19 protein-coding genes and 3 tRNA genes are annotated in these 15,900 nt (G+C 69.5%); 8 read left to right on the top strand and 14 right to left on the bottom strand.

Annotated elements, in window-relative coordinates:
• Positions 1-16 precede the first annotated feature (16 nt).
• Positions 17-787, top strand: coding sequence for a glucose 1-dehydrogenase (locus AB0K11_RS23890; protein ID WP_364982835.1), 771 nt, complete (start codon positions 17-19; stop codon positions 785-787).
• On the opposite strand, the gene AB0K11_RS23885 is transcribed toward AB0K11_RS23890, so the two are convergent.
• The 3 genes from AB0K11_RS23885 to AB0K11_RS23875 are packed head-to-tail and all read right to left on the bottom strand — an operon-like array spanning position 788 to position 4,391.
• A complete protein-coding gene (locus AB0K11_RS23885; protein ID WP_364982832.1) occupies positions 788-2,665 on the bottom strand; it encodes an alkyl sulfatase dimerization domain-containing protein in 1,878 nt (625 codons plus the stop codon).
• A 41-nt stretch (positions 2,666-2,706) separates the two neighbouring features.
• On the bottom strand, positions 2,707-3,564 hold the full coding sequence (locus tag AB0K11_RS23880) for an NAD(P)-binding domain-containing protein (protein WP_364982829.1): 858 nt from the start codon (positions 3,562-3,564) through the stop codon (positions 2,707-2,709).
• Positions 3,561-4,391 carry an NAD(P)-binding domain-containing protein gene (locus tag AB0K11_RS23875; protein WP_364983164.1) on the bottom strand — a complete coding sequence of 277 codons (831 nt, stop codon included), beginning with the start codon at positions 4,389-4,391 and terminating at the stop codon, positions 3,561-3,563. The genes AB0K11_RS23880 and AB0K11_RS23875 overlap by 4 nt, the downstream gene beginning before the upstream one ends.
• 125 nt (positions 4,392-4,516) lie before the next feature.
• Here AB0K11_RS23875 and AB0K11_RS23870 point away from each other — a divergent pair, with 125 nt between their 5' ends.
• Entirely contained in the window at positions 4,517-4,855 is a 339-nt protein-coding gene (locus tag AB0K11_RS23870; protein ID WP_364982826.1) for a helix-turn-helix domain-containing protein, read from the top strand.
• Here the strand turns inward: AB0K11_RS23870 and zwf are convergent.
• From zwf to AB0K11_RS23840, 6 genes are all read right to left on the bottom strand, one after another.
• Complete coding sequence (zwf, locus tag AB0K11_RS23865) at positions 4,852-6,375, bottom strand: glucose-6-phosphate dehydrogenase (RefSeq protein WP_364982823.1); 1,524 nt, start codon at positions 6,373-6,375, stop codon at positions 4,852-4,854. The two genes, AB0K11_RS23870 and zwf, sit on opposite strands and share 4 nt — an antisense overlap.
• 46 nt (positions 6,376-6,421) lie before the next feature.
• Complete coding sequence (locus tag AB0K11_RS23860) at positions 6,422-6,835, bottom strand: hypothetical protein (protein ID WP_364982820.1); 414 nt, start codon at positions 6,833-6,835, stop codon at positions 6,422-6,424.
• Entirely contained in the window at positions 6,828-7,334 is a 507-nt protein-coding gene (locus tag AB0K11_RS23855) for a metallophosphoesterase (RefSeq protein ID WP_364982817.1), read from the bottom strand. Before AB0K11_RS23855 ends, AB0K11_RS23860 begins: the two co-directional genes overlap by 8 nt.
• Positions 7,331-7,714, bottom strand: a complete 384-nt coding sequence (locus AB0K11_RS23850; protein WP_364982814.1) for a nuclear transport factor 2 family protein — start codon at positions 7,712-7,714, stop codon at positions 7,331-7,333. Before AB0K11_RS23850 ends, AB0K11_RS23855 begins: the two co-directional genes overlap by 4 nt.
• A 53-nt stretch (positions 7,715-7,767) precedes the next feature.
• Positions 7,768-7,840: transfer RNA gene (locus AB0K11_RS23845), tRNA-Arg, on the bottom strand.
• 42 nt (positions 7,841-7,882) lie between these two features.
• Positions 7,883-7,971: transfer RNA gene (locus tag AB0K11_RS23840), tRNA-Ser, on the bottom strand.
• Positions 7,972-8,067: 96 nt separating this feature from the next.
• On the opposite strand from AB0K11_RS23840, the gene AB0K11_RS23835 reads away from it, so the two are divergent.
• Positions 8,068-9,123 carry a pyridoxal phosphate-dependent aminotransferase gene (locus AB0K11_RS23835; RefSeq protein ID WP_364982811.1) on the top strand — a complete coding sequence of 352 codons (1,056 nt, stop codon included), beginning with the start codon at positions 8,068-8,070 and terminating at the stop codon, positions 9,121-9,123.
• Positions 9,120-9,590: a DUF4334 domain-containing protein gene (locus tag AB0K11_RS23830; protein WP_364982808.1), complete on the top strand. Its 471-nt coding sequence runs from the start codon at positions 9,120-9,122 to the stop codon at positions 9,588-9,590. Before AB0K11_RS23835 ends, AB0K11_RS23830 begins: the two co-directional genes overlap by 4 nt.
• Here the strand turns inward: AB0K11_RS23830 and AB0K11_RS23825 are convergent.
• Complete coding sequence (locus tag AB0K11_RS23825) at positions 9,587-10,165, bottom strand: TIGR03086 family metal-binding protein (RefSeq protein WP_364982806.1); 579 nt, start codon at positions 10,163-10,165, stop codon at positions 9,587-9,589. The genes AB0K11_RS23830 and AB0K11_RS23825 overlap by 4 nt on opposite strands.
• A gap of 41 nt (positions 10,166-10,206) precedes the next feature.
• Here AB0K11_RS23825 and AB0K11_RS23820 point away from each other — a divergent pair, with 41 nt between their 5' ends.
• A complete protein-coding gene (locus AB0K11_RS23820; RefSeq protein WP_364982803.1) occupies positions 10,207-10,656 on the top strand; it encodes a hypothetical protein in 450 nt (149 codons plus the stop codon).
• 21 nt (positions 10,657-10,677) lie between these two features.
• Positions 10,678-11,502 carry a crotonase/enoyl-CoA hydratase family protein gene (locus AB0K11_RS23815; protein WP_364982800.1) on the top strand — a complete coding sequence of 275 codons (825 nt, stop codon included), beginning with the start codon at positions 10,678-10,680 and terminating at the stop codon, positions 11,500-11,502.
• Here AB0K11_RS23815 and AB0K11_RS23810 read toward each other — a convergent pair.
• Positions 11,489-12,379, bottom strand: a complete 891-nt coding sequence (locus tag AB0K11_RS23810) for an NAD(P)-dependent oxidoreductase (protein WP_364982797.1) — start codon at positions 12,377-12,379, stop codon at positions 11,489-11,491. The two genes, AB0K11_RS23815 and AB0K11_RS23810, sit on opposite strands and share 14 nt — an antisense overlap.
• Positions 12,376-12,786, bottom strand: coding sequence for a hypothetical protein (locus AB0K11_RS23805; RefSeq protein ID WP_364982794.1), 411 nt, complete (start codon positions 12,784-12,786; stop codon positions 12,376-12,378). The genes AB0K11_RS23810 and AB0K11_RS23805 overlap by 4 nt, the downstream gene beginning before the upstream one ends.
• 47 nt (positions 12,787-12,833) lie before the next feature.
• On the opposite strand from AB0K11_RS23805, the gene AB0K11_RS23800 reads away from it, so the two are divergent.
• A complete protein-coding gene (locus AB0K11_RS23800; RefSeq protein WP_364982791.1) occupies positions 12,834-14,219 on the top strand; it encodes a PLP-dependent aminotransferase family protein in 1,386 nt (461 codons plus the stop codon).
• Positions 14,220-14,226: 7 nt separating this feature from the next.
• On the opposite strand, the gene AB0K11_RS23795 is transcribed toward AB0K11_RS23800, so the two are convergent.
• Together AB0K11_RS23795 and AB0K11_RS23790 are read right to left on the bottom strand one after the other, a co-directional pair.
• Positions 14,227-14,316 (bottom strand) — tRNA-Ser (locus AB0K11_RS23795).
• 19 nt (positions 14,317-14,335) lie between these two features.
• Positions 14,336-14,848: a MarR family transcriptional regulator gene (locus AB0K11_RS23790; protein ID WP_364982788.1), complete on the bottom strand. Its 513-nt coding sequence runs from the start codon at positions 14,846-14,848 to the stop codon at positions 14,336-14,338.
• 65 nt (positions 14,849-14,913) lie between these two features.
• Between AB0K11_RS23790 and AB0K11_RS23785 the strand changes: the two genes are divergently transcribed.
• The gene (locus AB0K11_RS23785) at positions 14,914-15,897 is read left to right on the top strand and encodes an NAD(P)H-quinone oxidoreductase (protein ID WP_364982785.1); all 984 of its coding nucleotides are present in this window, start codon (positions 14,914-14,916) and stop codon (positions 15,895-15,897) included.
• Positions 15,898-15,900 lie beyond the last annotated feature (3 nt).

Below are 15,900 nucleotides of genomic sequence, written 5' to 3'. Positions count from 1 at the left end.
GACACCATAGGGGGCCATGGGTTACGCCGACGAACTGTTCGATCTCACGGGCCGGGTGGTGCTCGTCACCGGCGGCAGCCGGGGCCTCGGCCGCGAGATCGCGTTCGGCGCGGCCCGGTGCGGCGCCGACGTGGTGATCGCCAGTCGCGACCTGGAGTCGTGTGCGGCGACGGCCGAGGAGATCGCGGCGGCGACCGGTCGCGGGGTGCTGGCCTATCAGGTGCACGTCGGCCGCTGGGAAGAACTCGACGGCCTCGTCGACGCCGTCTACAGCCGGTTCGGCAGGCTCGACGTGCTGGTGAACAACGCGGGCATGTCACCCCTCTACGACTCGTTGGTGTCGGTCACCGAGAAGCTCTACGACGCGGTGTTCAACCTCAACGTCAAGGGCCCGTTCCGGCTCTCGGCGCTGGTCGGTGAGCGGATGGTCGCCGACGGCGGCGGGGTGATCGTCAACGTCAGCTCCTCGGGGTCGCTGCGCCCGGACCCGCACATGCTGCCCTACGCGGCGGCCAAGGCCGGCCTGAACACCCTGACCGAGGGACTCGCCAAGGCCTTCGGCCCGACCGTTCGGGTCAACACGCTGATGGCCGGGCCGTTCCTGACCGACGTCAGCAAGGCGTGGGGCCTCGACGACCTCGACCAGGAGGCTCAGCCGTTCGGCCACCTGGCCCTGCAGCGGGCCGGCGAGCCGGCCGAGATCGTCGGCGCGGCACTGTTTCTGATGTCGGACGCGTCCAGCTTCACCACCGGGTCGATCCTGCGGGCCGACGGCGGGCTGCCCTGACTACGGCGTGACGATGTCAAAGCCGGGGTCGGGCCGGTCCAGCACACTCACCAGCTGCTGCAGCACGGCCGCATCACCGCCGATGTCGAGTCCGGGCGACGCGAAGTCGCCGGAGGCGAGCGCCAGGAACCGGCCCTTGGTCTGCGCGGTCAGCGTGACCGCGGCGGTGGCCGGATCGGCGGCGACCCTGCGGTGCACCAGCACCCCGTTGCGCAGCGTCAACCGGTAGTCGGCGTCGAGGTCGGCGAACGTGATGTCGAGGGTCAGGTCGAGGTCCCAGGCGCGCGGCCCGTTGATGTTGATGGCCAGGCTGTCGAAGATCTGCTCGGGTGTCAGCTGGGCCAGCAGGGTCGGCGCGTCCGTCGCGGTCGGCGTGCCGAAGTTGCCGTCGCTGAGCTCCGTCGCGCCGGCCAGGAAGAAGTTGCGCCATGGGCCGTTCTCCGAGCCGTACGCCAACTGCTGCAGGGTGTCGACGTAGAGGGCGCGCGCTCCTGCGTGAGTCTGGTCGGTGAACATGGCGTGATCGAGCAATGTTGCCGCCCAACGGTAGTCGCCGTCGTCGAACGCCTGCGCAGCGATCTCGACGAGCCGGTCGAGACCGCCGATCGCATCGACATAGCGGGGCCCCGCCGCCTCGGGCGGATGCTGCCACAGCCGACCCGGGTTCCCGCCGAACCAGCCCATGTAGCGCTGGTAGACGGCCTTGACGTTGTGGCTCACCGAACCGTAATAGCCGTGCGCGTGCCAGGCCCGGTGCAGCGCGGGCGGCATCTCGAAGGTCTCGGCGATCTCGATGCCGGTGTGTCCCTGGTTGAGCTGCCGCAGCGTCTGGTCGTGCAGGTAGGCGTACAGATCGCGTTGCAGCGAGAGGTATTCGACGATGCGCTCGCGGCCCCACGTCGGCCAGTGGTGCGAGGCGAACACCACGTCGGCGCGGTCGACGAAGGTGTCGATGGCCTCGGTCAGGTAGCCGGCCCAACCGTGCGGGTCGCGCACCAGCGCACCGCGCAGCGTCAGCAGGTTGTGCAGGTTGTGGGTGGCGTTCTCGGCCATGCAGAGCGCCCGGTATCTCGGGAAATAGAAGTGCATCTCGGCGGGCGCCTCGGTGCCGGGCGCCATCTGGAACTCGATCTCGACACCGTCGACGGTGTGCGACTCCCCCGTCGTCTTGATGTCGATGGTCGGCACGATGATGCCCACCTCACCGGTCGAGGGCGTCTGACCCAGGCCGCAGCCGACCTGCCCGCGCGGTCCGCGGTCGAGTGCCGCGCCGTACATGTACCCCGCCCGCCGCGCCATCGCCGTTCCCGCGTAGACGTTCTCCTGCACAGCGTGTTCGGTGAAGTGCTCGGGTGCGATCACGGCGACCCGGCCTGCGTCGACGTCGGCCTGCGTGGTCACGCCGAGCACACCACCGAAGTGGTCGACGTGGCTGTGCGTATAGATCACTGCCTTGACCGCACGATCTCCCCGGTGCGCGCGATACAGCGCCAGCGCCGCGGCGGCGGTCTCGGTGGACACCAGTGGGTCGATCACGATGATGCCGGTGTCGCCCTCGATGAAGCTGATGTTGGACAGGTCGAGGCCGCGCACCTGGTAAACGCCTTCGACGACCTCGTAGAGGCCCTGCTTGGCGACCAGTTGGCTCTGCCGCCACAGGCTCGGATGCACCGACGGCGGGGCGTCCCCGGTGAGGAACGAGTAGCTGTCGTTGTCCCAGACCACCCGGCCATCGGCTGCGGTGACCACGCAGGGTTGCAACGCGGCGACGAAGCCCCGGTCGGCATCCTCGAAATCTCTTGTGTCGTCGAAGGGCAGCGACGTCAGGTGCTGCGCGTGGGCGGACTCGATGACTGCTGTCGGCGGCTTCTGCTCCATGGCGACGACCCTGCCACCGAAACGCCTGCCGCGGGCCCGGATCAGCCCGTCACATAGGCACCGACCCGGCTGATCTCGTCGCCGCCGTACCCGTCGGCGACCGCCGCGTCGGCGTGGCGCCGCAACGCCTCCAGCGCCGCGGTGTCGACACCCGCGTCGCGCGACGCCGAGATCAGATGTGCCAGCGACGCGACGAGTGAAGACACCGGGGCGGTGACGTCGCCGTGCCGGTCGTCCTCGACGCGTCCGGCGAGTTCGTCGACGATCGGCGACAGGATGGCGACGATGCCCTTCGCATGTGGCAGCAGTTCCCGCGGCGTGATCCCGTTGGCACCGGCCACCGAGAAGGCATGCAGCACACCGCCGATCGATGTCCAGAAGAAGTCGAGCAGCGCCATGTCGTAGGCGGCGGCGCGGCCGACCTCGGCGCCCACCCACGACGTGGTGCCGAGCGCCTCCAACACGTCGCGGTGGGCGTCGTACTCGGGCCGCGGTCCGGCGAAGAGGATGCTCGCGTCGCGGGTGCCGATGGTGTCGGTCGGCGTCATGATCGAGCCGTCGAGATAGCGGCCGCCCAGCTTGTCCACCACCGTCGCGGTGGCGCGGGCCGCCGCGGGGGTGTCGGAGCTCAACCCGACGACGGTGTGGCCGGCGACGGCGTCCCCGGCGATGTCGAGCACCGCATCGGTGGCGCCGTGGTCGACGACGTTGACCAGCGTGAGATCGCTCGCGGCGACCGCGAGTGCGGGGGTGCCCGCCCACATCGCACCGCGGGCCAGCACGCCGTCGGCCTTCGAGGCGGTGCGGTTCCACACGGTGACGCGGTGACCGGCGTCGAGCAGGGCGCCGGTCAGCGCCTGCCCCATCGGCCCGAGCCCGAGAACGGTGACGCTGCTCATGCGGCGGGCCGCCGGATGCTCTCGATGACGCGGGCGAAACCCTCGGTGCCGTGGCCGGCGTCGATCTGCCGGTGGATGAGTCGCTGCACCACGTCCACCACCTCGGTGCTGATGCCTGCGCCGCGGCTGGCGTCGATGATCTCGGTGATGTCGGAGAAGTCCAGGCTCTGCTGGCCCGGCACGGAGTAGTCACCGCCGTCGATGACCTCGGCGAACTCACCGAGCGCGGGCAGCACGGTCTGCAGCCACCCGATCGCCCGCCCGGCGAACTCCTTGGCGGGCATGCCTGCGGTGCCCGCCATCGCGGCGCCGTGGAAGAAGCCCGCGAACATCACGTACATGGTGGACAGCAGCGCGAGGTCGTGCAGGGACGCCGACCCTGCGTCGTCACCGAAATACTCTGCCGCGCCCCAGGTCTGCAGCAACGGACGGACGTCGTCGAACAGTGCGCGCGATCCGCTGTAGTAGATCAGCGAGCCGGGCGCGCCGATCATCTCGGGCACGGCCATGATGCCGCCGTCGAGGTAGTCGACGTGGTGCCCGGCCGCCCAGTCCGCGAGTTCGCGTGCGCCCTGCGGTGACGTCGTGGTCAGGTTCACCAGGCGCAGGCCGGTCAGCCGGTCGGCCACCGGATCCAGCACCGTACGCACCGACGCCACGTCGAACAGGCACGCCACGATCACCTCGGTGCCGTCGACCGCCTCCGCCACTGTCGCCGCCACCTGTGCCCCGTCGCCGGCGAGTGCCTCGGCACGGTCGGGAGTGCGGTTCCACACGGTGACGCGGTGACCCGCGCCGAGTGCCGCGCGGACCAGCGCGGAACCCATCGCGCCGGTGCCCAGAACTGTGATTGCCATGGCACCATCGTCGAAGAGCCACATACTTTTCGACAAGTACCCACAAAAAAGTGCGATACTCACCAAAAAGTAAGTAATGGCGCTGAGGAGCGACGATGGCCCGGATGGGACAGTTCACCTGCGGGCTGGACGCGGCGATGGCGGTGGTGGACGGCAAGTGGAAGCCGCTGATCCTGTGGGAGCTGCAGGACGGGCCCAAGCGGTTCAACGTGCTGCACCGCAGCCTGGTCGGGATCTCGCAGAATATGCTGACGCAGCACCTCAAGGAACTGCAGCGGCACGGCGTGGTGCACCGCGAGAGCTACCACGAGGTGCCCCCGCGGGTGGAGTACTCGATGACCCCGGCGGGGGTGGAACTCCTCGCCGCGCTCGAACCGCTCGGCAGTTGGGCCGAGCGGCACATCGACCTGATCAGTTGCCCCGAAACGGGTTAGGTGCCGTTCTTCTTCTCGCGCCAGGCCCGCTCGAACGGCAACCGCCACGCGTTCGGCGCGACCAACTGGTGAATCGCATTGGGACCCCAGGTGCCCGGCTGGTACAGCTTCACCGCGGGCGGGTCCTCCAGCAGTGGCGTCGAGCGGTCCCACAGCGACTCGATGCCCTCGGCGGTGGTGAACAACGTGTGGTCGCCGCGCATCGCGTCGAGGATCAGCCGCTCGTAGGCCTCGAGCACGTCGGCCTCGTATTCGGTTTCCTGCGTGGAGAACTGCATCGACAGCTTCTCGAGTTTCATGCCGGGTCCCGGACGCTTGCCGTAGAACGACAGCGAAACCTTCGAGTTGTCGGCGAGGTCGAACGTCAGGTGGTCCGGCCCCTGCGAGCCGACGCCCGAACCCGTCGGGAACATGGTGCGCGGCGCCTCCTTGAACGCGATCGAGATGATGCGCTGCCCCTCGGCCATCTTCTTTCCGGTGCGCAGGTAGATCGGCACCCCGGCCCACCGCCAGTTGTCGATGCCGACCTCGAGCGCGATGAACGTCTCGGTCTCCGAATCCCTGGCCACGCCGTCCTCGTTGCGGTAGCCGGCGTACTGGCCGCGCACCACCTGCGAGGGGTCGATGGGCAGCATCGACCGGAAGACCTTGTTCTTCTCCTCGCTGATCGCCCGCGGCTCCAGCGCGGTCGGCGGTTCCATCACCACGAACGCCATCACCTGGAACAGGTGGGTGACCACCATGTCCTTGAAGGCGCCGGTGCTCTCGTAGAAGTTGGCCCGCTGGTCCAGGCCGAGTTTCTCGGGGATGTCGATCTGGATGTGGTCGATGAAGTTGCGGTTCCAGATCGGCTCGAACAGCCCGTTGGCGAACCGGAAGGCCAGGATGTTCTGCGCCGCCTCCTTGCCGAGGAAGTGGTCGATGCGAAAGATCTGCATCTCGGCGAACGTCTGGTGGACGAAGTCGTTGAGCTCGATCGCGCTTTCCAGGTCGGTGCCGAACGGCTTCTCCATCACCACCCGGGACCGCTCGACGAGGTCGGCGTCCTTGAGCATGGTGATGACGGCCTTGGCGGCCTTGGGCGGCACCGAAAGGTAGTGCAGCCGACGGGTGTCCTCGCCCAGTTCGGCCTCGGCCTCGCCGACCGCGGCCGCCAACGCGTCCGGACCCGCGCCCTGGGGCACGTAGGTGATGCGGCTCGCGAAGCCCTCCCACTGCTCGTCGGTCATCGCGTGGTCGCCGAAGTCGTCGACGGCCTCCCTGGTCAGCTGACGGAACTCGTCCTCGGACAGGTCCTCGAGCGAGGTGCCGACCACCCGGATCTTCGGCGCGAGCTTCGACAGCACCAGGTAGGCCATGCCGGGCAGCAGCTTGCGCTTCGCGAGGTCGCCGGTGGCGCCGAACAGCACGATGACGTGCGGATCGATCTTCTCGCCGTCACGACGGTGCGGGCGCGAGCCGGGCGCCGGGTAAGCGATCGACTGGGGCTTGGACTGCGGATTCGTCGTCTCGGTGGCCACGCCTGCCGATGATGTCACCCTGCGGGCGTCGACGCAGGGCGTTGCGTCAGTCGCCCCGTTCGGCCAACCAGCGTTCACCACGGCGTTTGGAGGCCCGCGACAGCCAGGCGTCCTGGATGAGCTCGGTCAGTTCGGCCCGCCCGATCCGGCCGATCTCGCTGCCGCGCACCAGCACCGAGAGGTGGCCGTCGAAGCGCTCGGTGGTGAAGAACGGCGAGTCGGGATCCTGGATCAGCGACAACTTGTCCATCTCCGACTCCACCCAGATCATGATGACGTCGGGGTAGCGCTGACCGGTGTCCGGGTCGGCGGCGTCCGGCTGCGGCGTACGGAAGAACACGAAGGACTTTCCGCCCACCTGGTAGACGGCGTTGCCCTTCGGCCCGTCGACCCTCGTGGTGTGCGGCATGCCCGAGGCGATGTCGTGGACGTCGCTCACCCGGGCCGGGCGGTCACGCACGGCGCTCGAGACGGTGCAGCGTGACATCGGACAGCGTTCCGTCGGCGACGGTCGCGGTCATGTACGTGCAGTGCGGCTGGCGGCGGCGGTCGGTCGGCGAGCCCGGATTGAGCAGTCGCAGTCCGGTTTCGGCCGTCGTGTCCCACGGAATGTGACTGTGGCCGAACACCAGCACGTCGGTGTCGGGGTACTCGCGCGCCATTCGCGCGTCGCGGCCGCCCGACGCGCCCGTCTCGTGCACGACGGTGAACCTGACGCCGCCGAGCGTGACGTCCGCGCGTTCGGGCAGCCGGGCCCGCAGGTCGTCGCCGTCGTTGTTGCCCCAGCAGGCGACGAGCCGTTTCGAGCGCTCCTCCAGTGCGTCGAGCAGTGCCACCTGCACCCAGTCCCCTGCGTGGATCACCACGTCGGCGCGCTCGACCTCGTCCCACACCTGCTGCGGCAGGTCGCGCGCCCGCTTCGGGACGTGCGTGTCAGCGATCAGCAGCAGCCTGGTCACTGGCCGAGCAATTCGGCCATCTTCGGGATCACCGCCTGCAGCGCTTTGAACGGCCGCAGCATGACCTTGAACTCGGTGATCAGCCCGGCGTCGTTCCAGGTGATCATGTCGATGCCGTTGACGTGGGTGCCGTCGATGTCGGCGACGAACTCCAGCACCGCGGAGCTTTCGCCGAACCACTGGCCGACGTAGCGGAAGTCCTTACCGCCGAACAACTTCGCCGCAGCCCGCAGATACATGGCGGTCTTGTCGCGGCCCTCCTGCGCGGTGAACACGGCGGGCGAGTAGAACACGGCGTCGTCGGCGAGCAGATCGTCGATCCTGGCGTCGCCGTCGCCTTCGACGGTGTCGATCCAGCGCTGGATCACCGGGGGTGTCATGCAGCGAGGTTAGCGCGGGCCTTCAGGCGTCGAGCGCCGTGCGGGGAGATGTGTGCGCCCGAAGGGATTCGAACCCCCAACCTTCTGATCCGTAGTCAGATGCTCTATCCGTTGAGCTACGGGCGCCTGCTGTTCAGTTATGTGTGGCTGACGGGTGGTCAACCGCGGCGGAGGCGAGAGGATTTGAACCTCCGGTCCCCTTTAAGGGGGACAACTCATTAGCAGTGAGTCCCATTCGGCCGCTCTGGCACGCCTCCCGACGAATAACCGCCGAGGGCACAGAGTACACACCGCCCACCGGTCGAAGCAAAGTCACTTCCCGGGCCGAAACCCGCCGCCCCTATGCTGGTCAGGTGACCGCCCGCCTCCGTCCCGTGCTGGCCGACATCCCGGCCTACACAGCGGGCAAGACGGTGCCCGGAGCCATCAAGATCGCCAGCAACGAGACCGTGCACGGGCCGCTGCCCAGCGTGCGCGCCGCGATCGAGCAGGCCGCCGGCCACGTCAACCGCTACCCCGACAACGGCAACGTCGAGCTCCGTGAACACCTCGCCAAATACACCGGCTTCGCGCCCGAGAACATCTCGGTGGGCTGCGGCTCGGTCAGCCTGTGCCAGCAGCTGGTGCAGATCACCTCCTCGGTCGGTGACGAGGTGATGTTCGGCTGGCGCAGCTTCGAGATCTACCCGCTGCAGGTCCGCACGGCAGGCGCCACCCCCGTGCAGGTGCCGCTGCGCGACCACACCCACGACCTCGACGCGATGCTGGCCGCGATCACCGACCGCACCCGGCTGATCTTCGTCTGCAATCCGAACAACCCGACCAGCACCGTCGTCGACCCCGAGGCGCTGGCCCGCTTCGTCGCCGCGGTGCCGCCGCACATCCTGGTCGCCATCGACGAGGCCTACGTCGAGTTCATCCGCGACGGTCTGCTGCCCGACAGCTTCGGTCTCGTCCGCACGCACCGCAATGTGGTGGTGCTGCGCACCTTTTCGAAGGCCTACGGCCTGGCCGGCCTGCGCGTGGGCTACGCGGTGGCCGACCCGGACGTCGCCACCGCGCTCGCCAAGGTCTACGTCCCGTTCAGCGCAGGCAGCATCTCGCAGGCCGCGGCCATCGCCTCCCTGGATGCCGCCGACGAGCTGCTGGCCCGCACCGACGACATCGTCGCCGAACGCGCCCGGGTGAGCGCCGCGTTGCGCGACGCCGGGTACGACCTGCCGCCGTCGCAGGCCAACTTCGTGTGGCTGCCGCTGGCCGGCCGCACGCTGGACTTCGTGGCGCAGGCCGCCGACCACCGGCTGGTGGTGCGTCCCTACGGTGAGGACGGCGTCCGGGTCACCGTCGCCTCGCCTGCAGAGAACGACGCCTTCCTCGAATTCGCGACCGCATGGATCGGAGACCGATGACCGACACCACCACCGCCCGCCAGCAGTTCGTCGAGTTGACCTCGCGCACCGGCGAGATCGCCGACACGGAGCTCGACGAGTTCTGGGCGACGCTGGAGCCCGTGACCATCGACTTCCTGATCGGCGAGTGGAAGGGCGGCGAGTTCCAGACCGGTCACAAGGCCAACGGCTTCATGAAGCGGCTGAACTGGTTCGGCAAGACGTTCCACTCGGCCGCCGACGCCAAGCCCCTGGTGTGCCTGGACGCCGACGGCAACAGGTTCTCCAACACCGAGGCGATGAAGGGCGAAGCCAGCCTCTGGATGGAGGAGTTCCGCGGCGAGGTGACCGCGTCGATGGTCTACGACGGCAGGCCCGTGCACGACCACTTCAAGAAGGTCGACGACGACACACTGCTCGGCATCATGAACGGCAAGGGCGCCCTCGACGGCACCCGGTACCTGTACTTCTGGCTCGAACGGGTCTAGACCCTGCGGCCGGTGAAGGCCAGCAGGCGCTTCAACGGGGCGGCGTCTTCGGGCACCTCGACGGGATCGTCGAACCCGACGGCCTTGCGGCCCTCGGGCGTGATGATCTTGCGGGTCAGGTCGTAGACGTAGTCGGTCAGCGAGTCGGGGGCGTCGAACGGGCGGCCGGTCGCCTGGGCGTAATCCCAGCCGTGCACCAGGAACTCGATCGACAGGATCCCCGCGAGCACCGTCGCGGGCGTATCCCGGGAACCCACGGACGCCGTGCCGTCCAGCCCGCGCCTGCGCCAGGCGTCCAGCGCAGGCCGCGCGGCGGCGATCACCTGCCGTTCCACCGAGTCGTCCCGGTTGCGCTCGGGCAACTCCGCGCCCGCGGCGCCACCGAGGGCGGTGATCGAACCGAGCAGATGGTCGGTGAGGCTCGCGACGTCGTACTCGTGGCACGGCGTCTGCTTCGTCAGGTCGTCATCGGCGATCCCGTGCACGACCTGCTGCAACACCACGAGCGATCGCTCGGCGGCATCGAGTTCGTCGAGTGGCGGGGAATCCGGTCCGGGACGCAAGTCAGGGGCCATGCCTCCTACGCTACGACGCCCGACCGCCTATCGTTGCCCAGATGAAGACCCGTATGCGGGTAGCGGCGACAACGCTGATCGCCGCAGGCGTCCTGGCCGGCTGCTCGAACACCACCACCGGCACCGTCGCGCAGACCACCGAGCCCGGCCCGCCGCTGTCGTCGCCCGCGTCACCGGACTCACCCACCGCGATGCCCGGCATCCCCGGGCTGCCGCAGATCCCTGGCATGCCGGACTTCAAGATCCCCGGCCTTCCGGGTTCGACGCCGGTGCCTGAGGTGCCCGCCCCGCCGAACGCCACCACGATGACGTGTTCGGAGTATCAGGGCCTCGACGAAGCCACCCGGCTCGCGGTGATCAAGGCGATCCTCTCCGAGCAGGCGGGCGGCGGGATCGACGAGCCGTGGGTCGCCCAGATCATGGCCGACGCGATGTGCCAGATCCTGCCGAGCTCCCCGGTGCGCGACGCCGTGATGGGACCAGCCGGATAGCCGGGCGATAGCCTGCACGGCATGGGTGAAACACACGAGTCGGTCACCGTCGACGTCGACGGCCACGTCGCACGGGTGACGCTGGTCGGTCCCGGCAAGGGCAACGCGATGGGACCGGCCTTCTGGGCCGAGCTCCCCGAGGTGTTCGCCGCCCTGGACGCCGACCCCGACGTGCGGGCCATCGTGCTGACGGGTTCGGGCAGGAACTTCAGCTACGGCCTCGACCTGGCCGCCATGGGCGACACCCTGACCCCGATGCTCGCCGACGGTGCACTGGCCCGGGCCCGCACCGACTTCCACACCCGACTCAAGAAGATGCAGCAGTCCATCACCGCGGTCGCCGACTGCCGCACCCCCACCATCGCCTCGGTGCACGGCTGGTGCATCGGCGGCGGCGTCGACCTCATCAGCGCCGTCGACATCCGCTACGCCAGCGCCGACGCGAAGTTCTCGGTGCGTGAGGTCAAGCTGGCCATCGTCGCCGACGTGGGCAGCCTGGCCCGGCTGCCGCTGATCCTGTCCGACGGGCACCTGCGCGAACTGGCGCTGACGGGTAAGGACATCGATGCGGCGCGGGCGGAGAAGATCGGATTGGTCAACGACGTGTTCGACGACGCAGACGCCGCCCTGGCCGCCGCGCACGCCACCGCCGCGGAGATCGCGGCCAACCCGCCGCTGGTGGTGCAGGGCGTGAAGGACGTGCTCGACGAGCAGCGCACCGCCCAGGTGGCGGCGAGCCTGCGCTACGTGGCGGCGTGGAATGCGGCGTTCCTGCCGAGCAAGGACCTCACCGAGGGCATCACGGCGATGTTCGGCAAGCGGCCGCCGAACTTCACCGGGGAATAGGCGCGAAGCCGAGTTCGGCCCTGGCCTTCGCGTTGGACAGCGGCAGCCAGGTGTCGCCGAACGCCGTCGCCGGGTAGGACGACACCAGTCCGACGACTTTCGACGAGATCGGCCACGGCTTGGGCCTGCCCAGTTTCGCGTTGAGTTCGCGGATGTAGTCGCCGAAGGACTGCGGCCGGTCGTCGACGACGTTGTAGATCTGCCCGGGCCTGCCCCTCTCCACCGCATCGGCGGTCGCGCGGGCGACGTCGTCGATGTGCACCCACGACAGGATCCCGCCGCCCGTCAGCGCGGGCACGGCCCAGAACCTGGCGAGCTTCCGGAACAGGTCGTCGTGGGTGACGCCGGGACCGTAGAAGACGCCGTAGCGCAACACGATTCCGTCGGCCGCCAGTACCGACTGCTCCATCGCGCGCAGCGCGCCGAGGAAGCCCGCCCCGCGCGGTGGCGGCGGGCCGGGATACGGGTCGGACTCGTCCATCAGCGGAGGCCCGGTCGGCGGATAGCCGTAGGCGAAGATCACCGACTCGGCCACCACCCGGCGCACGCCTGCCCGCTTCGCGGCGGCCACCAGGTTCGGGGCGCCGATGCTCCACAGCTTCGTCGCGGGCTCGAAGTCCTTGGCCCGCAACGGTCCGTACTTCGGCAGCGTGGTGAGCAGGCTGACCACCGCATCGGGTGCGACGTCGGCGAGCACCGATTCGACCTCCGCGGTGTCGAAGACGTCGGCCACCACGGCGTCGGCGCCCGTGGCGGAGATCTGCGCCGTCCTGGCGGCCGACCGGGTCATGCCGACCACGTCGTGGCCGCGGGCGCGCAGTTCGCGCAGCAGCGGAAGCCCGGGCACACTCGTCGCGCCGGCGACCAGAACTTTCATGACCGCCGCTGCGCTGTGATGGTGTGCCGCAACGCAATTGCGAGGATCGCCGTGGTGGCCACCAGGCCTGCGGCCTCGATCCAGCCGACGACGTCGCCGGCGCCGTGGTGCGGGTCGACGAGGTGACTGACCGCGTGCAGTGCCCAGTGCAGCGTGGCGAACGCCAGCGCGGGCACCCGCCAGGACGGCCACCGCGCGGCGGCCAGCATCAGCAGTCCGAGCGGCAGTTCGAAGGAGGCGTTGTCGAAGATGTAGTGGTCGTTGCGCACGCCGAAGTTGCCGAGGGTGTCGAAGAAGACTCCGGGCGCCACCAGCATGAACACGCCGATGAGCACCGAGTACAGCCCGAACACGATCAGCACCACCTCGGCGTAGCGCGACGGGGCACGGGTGGTCGCGGTGGTCATGCCGATCACGCTATCCCGCAGGTGGCTCCGTACTAGGCTCCACTTCCATGCCGGTTTCGGGTACCACTTCGGGGCCGGAGCTGCTGGTGCAGCTGGACCGTGGCAGGCCCGAACCCCTGCACCGCCAGCTCGCCGACGGGCTGCGCGCCGCCATCCGCACCGGACGGCTGGCCGAGGGCACCCGGCTCCCGTCGAGCCGGGTGCTCGCCGCCGACCTCGGCGTGTCCCGGCGGCTGGTGGTGGAGGCCTACGATCAGCTCACGGCGGAGGGCTTCCTGCACAGCAGGCAGGGATCGGGCACCCGGGTGGCGGCTGTCGACGGCGTCCGGACGCCCGCCGAGCGGCACCCCGCCGGGCCGCCCCGGTATGACGTCGACTTCCGGCCCGGCTCACCGGATCTCGGCAGCTTCCCGCGGGACGCCTGGCTGCGCGCGCTGCGCCTCGGCCTCGCCCGCACCCCGTCCGAGGCGCTCGGATACGTCGCCCCGCAGGGTGTGCCCGCCACCAGGGCGGCACTGGCCGACTACCTGCGGCGCGCCCGCGGCGTGCAGGCCGATCCCCAGCACATCGTGCTGACGTCCGGCGTCACGCAGGCCGTCGCGCTGCTGGCCCGGGTGCTCGCGGGCCGCTCCTTCGCGACGGAGGACCCCGGATTCTGGCTGCACCGGATGGTGTTGCAGCACAACGGCATCGATCCGATAGCTGCTGCGGTCGACGAGCACGGCCTCGACGTGGCCGCCCTGTCCGCGGGCGGCGCGTCGGTGGTGCTGGCCACCCCGGCGCACCACTCACCGACCGGAGTGGTGCTCAGCGCGGCGCGGCGTTCCGCGCTGCTGGACTGGGCGCGGTCGGGACACCTGGTGGTCGAGGACGACTACGACGCCGAATACCGTTACGACCGTGCGCCCGTCGGCGCACTGCAGGGCATGGCGCCCGATCGGGTGGTGTACGTCGGGTCCACGAGCAAGACGCTGGCGCCGGGGCTGCGGATCGGCTGGATGGTGCTGCCCACCGACCTCGTCGGCCCCGTCACCGTCGCCAAGGGCCTGGCGGACACCGGCAGTCCGGTGATGGACCAGATCGCGCTGGCCGAGCTGCTGACCTCCGGCGGCTACGACCGGCACCTGCGCCAGATGCGCCGGCGCTACGTGTCACGGCGAAACGCCCTGCTGCGCGCGCTCGATCGCGAGCTGCCCGAGGCCACCGTGCTCGGCGCCGCGGCCGGGCTTCACCTCACGGTGCTGCTGCCTGCAGGTGTCCCGATCGACGAGGTGGTGCGGCGTGCGGGCGCGATGCGGGTGCGGGTCGAGGCGCTCGCCCCCTGCTATCACGATGCGGCCACCGCGCCGCCCGGCCTGATCCTGGGTTACGCCAACCTCACCGAGACGCAGATCGGCGCGGGCGTCGAGATGCTGGCGCGAGCGGTGCGCTGACCCGCCGTGGCGGTGGCGGAGGGATTTGAACCCCCGGACGGTGTTAGCCGTCTCTCGCTTTCAAGGCGAGTGCATTAGGCCGCTCTGCCACGCCACCGCGCAACAGAATACGGGCTCTACGCCCGGCCGAACTTCGCGGGCGGTGCGCTGGTCTGCAGCCCCACACTGATGCGGCGACAGTTCTCGCCCATCGCCGCGACCTGCGCACGCGACAGCCGGCCCAGGAAATGAGCACGGACGTCGTCGCCGTAGGTGACCATCGCCTTGCGGACGTGATGGCGACCCTCATCGGTGATGGCCGCCAGCACCCCACGACCGTCGTCCGGACTCGCCCGGCGCTGCACCAGCCCCGCCGTCTCCAGTCGCCGGATCTGCCGGGTGACCCGGCTCGGCAGCGACATCAGCCCGTCGGCCAGATCCCCCATCCGAGCGGACCCGGTCGACGATTTGTCCAGAATGTCCAGCAGCCTGACGTCGTTCAGCGTCAGGTGATGGGCCTCGACAAGCGACCGGTTCAGCGTCGCATACATCCGCAGCGCGGAATCCAAAAAATTTTGCCAGGATCGCTGTTCACCGATGTCAAGCCCCGGCATGTCACTTGCTGTTCGCCCCGCAATCATCCCCTCCATGGCGTCATGGTAGGACTTCGCCGCGACGATCGGAGCGGAACTGCACGCGTAGTAGGGTTGCTTTGATGCGTGCCATTGTCGCTTCCGCGCCTGACCGCTTGACCTGGGACGATGTCCCCGATGTCACCCCCGGACCCGGAGAGATCACCATCCGGATCGCCGCCGCCGGGGTCAACCGGGCCGACCTGCTGCAGGCCGCGGGCAAGTATCCGCCGCCCCCCGGCGCGAGCGAGATCATCGGTCTCGAGGTCTCCGGTACCGTGCACGCGCTCGGCGACGGCGTCACCGAATGGACGCCTGGACAGCCGGTCTGCGCGTTGCTGGCAGGGGGCGGCTACGCGGAGTTCGTCGCGGTGCCCGCGGCGCAGGTGCTCCCGGTGCCCGACGCGGTCGAACTCCATCTCGCCGCGGCACTGCCGGAGGTGGCGTGCACGGTGTGGTCGAACCTGGTGATGACGGCCGGACTGCAGCCCGGCCAGGTGATGCTCGTCCACGGCGGCGCCAGCGGCATCGGCACCCACGCGATCCAGGTGGCGCTCGCGCTGGGCTGCCGGGTCGCGGTGACCGCCGGATCGGCCAACAAGCTGGACCTGTGCCAGGAACTCGGCGCCGACATCCTGATCAACTACCGCGAACAGGACTTCGTCGAGCGGCTGCGCGAGGAGACCGACGGCGCGGGCGCCGACGTGATCCTCGACATCATGGGTGCGTCCTACCTCGAGCGCAACGTCGACGCGCTCGCCGTCGGCGGCCGCGTGGTGATCATCGGCATGCAGGGCGGCCTGAAGGGCGAACTCAACGTCGGCAAGCTGATCGGTAAGCGGGCCGGTGTGATCGGCACGGCGCTGCGGGCCCGACCGGTCGACGGGCCGGGCGGCAAGGGTGAGATCGTGGCGGCCGTCCGCACCGAGGTGTGGCCGATGATCGCCGACGGCCGGGTGCGCCCGATCGTCGGCGCGGAATTCCCGGTGCAGGAGGCGCAGGCCGCGCACGAACTGCTCGACTCCGGCGATGTGTCCGGGAAAGTGCTGCTGCGCGTTACGGATTGAGCG

The sequence above is a fragment of the Mycobacterium sp. NPDC050551 genome, assembly GCF_040674075.1.
Lineage (GTDB): Bacteria > Actinomycetota > Actinomycetes > Mycobacteriales > Mycobacteriaceae > Mycobacterium.
The sequence above is the reverse complement of the archived record's forward strand: the minus strand, read 5'-3'. Positions and strand labels throughout refer to the sequence as shown.